We start from the raw sequence: 2,655 nt of genomic DNA on the forward strand, positions 1-2,655 counted from the left end.
TCCCATTTTTTTGGGGCCGCTTCGCGACCCAACGGGGGCAAGCCCCCTCGCCACAATTAACCGTGCTGACTTCAATGGGTGTGTTTGACTGGCCGGCCAGCGAGTCTAAGGGATCACCGGTTCATCGGCGCAACAAACCGGCTCTTCGCTTCACTGAAAATGCCCGGCTCATCACTATCAACGATCTTGAATCCGATGCTCTGCGAACTGCTGCCCGGCCGATCCGCAATCATCGCCACCGACACCGGCACATCGACAATTTCGCCGGGCGCCAGGCTCAGTTCGGTCTTGCCCTGCAACTGGAAGCCTTCAGCCTTGACCAGTGTCAGGCGGTAATCCTGGCGCTGCTGGGTCTTGTTGATGACCTTCAGGCTATAGATGTTTTCGATCTGCCCCTGACTGTTCTCGCGAAACAGCCCTCGGTCCTTGGTGACATCCAGCGACACCATCGGCCGCTCCATCAGCGCCACCACCAGCGCAGCAATCATCACCAGCACCACCGCGGTGTAGCCGATCAACCTAGGCCGCAACAAGTGAGTCTTACCGCCCTGCAACTGACGCTCCGAGGTATAGCTGATCAACCCACGTTCATAGCCCATCTTGTCCATGATCGAATCGCAGGCATCGATGCACGCCGCACAGCCGATGCATTCCATCTGCAAGCCGTCACGGATGTCGATGCCGGTGGGGCAGACCTGCACACAGACCTGGCAATCGATGCAGTCGCCCAAGCCGACTTCGGCCGGCTTGACCTCGCGCTTGCGCGGTCCACGGTTTTCGCCACGGGCGACGTCGTAGGAAATGGTCAGGGTGTCCTTGTCGAACATCACGCTCTGGAAACGCGCGTAGGGGCACATGTGCATGCACACCGCTTCACGCAACCAGCCGGCATTGATGTAGGTGGCGCCGGTGAAAAACAGCATCCAGAACAGACTGACACCGCTCATTTGCAAGGTCAGCAGTTCCTCGGCCAGGGGGCGGATCGGCGTGAAGTAACCGACGAAAGTCAGGCCGGTCAGCAGGCTGATCGCCAGCCACAGGGTGTGCTTGGCCGAACGGCGCATCAGCTTGTTCAGGCCCCAGGGCGCAGCTTCTAGCTTGATCCGCTGGTTGCGCTCTCCCTCTGTGATCTTCTCGCACCACATGAAGATCCAGGTCCACGAACTCTGCGGACAGGTGTAGCCACACCAGACCCGGCCGGCAAACACGGTGATCGCGAACAGGCCGAACGCGGCGATGATCAGCAGCGCCGAGAGCAGGATGAAATCCTGCGGCCAGAAGGTCGCGCCGAAGATGTGGAATTTGCTTTCCGAAAGATCCCACAGCACTGCCTGGCGGTCGCCCCAGTTCAACCAGACCGTGCCGAAGAACAGCAAAAACAGAAATCCCGCGCCGCTGATGCGCAGGGAGCGGAACAGGCCGGTAAAGCTGCGGGTGTGGATCAGGTTGTCGCTGGTCTTGACCTTCATCTTCGGGCGCGAAGGTTCGTGAATCTGGACTGGCGTCGTGCTTTCTACGGTTCGGACGGGGATTAGCTCGCTCATGGTCTTTCGCTCATCAGCCTCCATCAGGCATGAGCACTATGCGCGGCGATCTGTTTGCATAACAGACTCAGGTATTTGTTTAAAAACCGTATCAGATGGATGCGTCGGCACCGCCTGCGACAAGTTGAAGCACCTGTCGCGGCGGGCTGCGAGCGCCTATATCAGGCGCTCGCAGACTGTGTTGATGCGGATCAGTCAAATCACCGAATCACTGTCGGTGGTCTTCAGGTGCCGGCGTCCGTCGACGGCGCCTGCTACGGTCAATGCATCGGCTTCTGCTTCCGTGATGTAGATACGCTGGCCATTGATGTCCACCGCCGACATGGCCTTGGCCCCGTCGGTGATGATGGTGACATCGGGACACAGGCGAATTTCCTCGCCATGTTCGACGGTAAAGAAACAGGTCTGGTTCTCGATTCGAACGGTCATGACGTCATCCCTTTCTTGCGACTGATGAAACGTTAGGGCACAGGCATTGGCCATCGTTCTGTGCAACCGATTAATGGTCGGCGCGGTCCATCCTCCATGGCCCCTCGAAAGGACAACACCATGAACGCCTGGTGGCACGAAGTCTGGGTGACGCTGCAAGCGGAATTCGCCGACATCGGCGATGCCGCGCAACTGACGCGCGTCACCGTGCGCCTGCTAATGGCCGCGGTGCTGGGCGGGATTCTCGGGTTTGAGCGTGAGCACAAGGGCAAGGCGGCCGGGGTGCGCACTCACATGCTGGTGGCACTTGGCGCGGCATTGTTCGTGCTGGTGCCGCAAATGTCCGGGTCGGAGGCCGATGCGATGAGTCGGGTGGTGCAAGGCGTGATCGCCGGGATCGGTTTTCTGGGTGCGGGCACCATCTTGAAGAACCAGGATGGAGACGAAAGTCATGTCAAAGGGCTGACCACGGCCGCCGGGTTATGGATGACCGCGGCTATCGGGGTGTGCGCAGGACTGGGGCGGGAGGCGACTGCGGTGTTGAGTACCGTTCTGGCTCTGGCGGTTTTCAGCGTGATGCCGAGGATCGTGAAAATCTTCGAAAAAGACGACGACCACGACCATCACGCCAACAAACACCCCAACCAACCGTAGGAGCGAGGCTTGCCCGCGAAGGCGTCCT

Annotated in this window: 3 protein-coding genes; 1 reads left to right on the forward strand and 2 read right to left on the reverse strand. The window is 59.6% G+C overall.

All coding sequences use genetic code 11. The features are described 5' to 3' along the window. Positions 1 to 113 precede the first annotated feature (113 nt). The gene (gene ccoG, locus ACW9JE_RS30155) at positions 114 to 1,544 is read right to left on the reverse strand and encodes a cytochrome c oxidase accessory protein CcoG (protein WP_457434840.1); all 1,431 of its coding nucleotides are present in this window, start codon (positions 1,542 to 1,544) and stop codon (positions 114 to 116) included. 195 nt (positions 1,545 to 1,739) lie between these two features. Next, complete coding sequence (locus ACW9JE_RS30160; RefSeq protein ID WP_457434841.1) at positions 1,740 to 1,973, reverse strand: DUF3203 family protein; 234 nt, start codon at positions 1,971 to 1,973, stop codon at positions 1,740 to 1,742. Positions 1,974 to 2,093: 120 nt separating this feature from the next. Between ACW9JE_RS30160 and ACW9JE_RS30165 the strand changes: the two genes are divergently transcribed. Beyond that, a complete protein-coding gene (locus ACW9JE_RS30165; protein WP_457434842.1) occupies positions 2,094 to 2,627 on the forward strand; it encodes an MgtC/SapB family protein in 534 nt (177 codons plus the stop codon). Positions 2,628 to 2,655: the final 28 nt, after the last annotated feature.

It is taken from the genome of Pseudomonas sp. SDO55104_S430 (genome assembly GCF_054070595.1).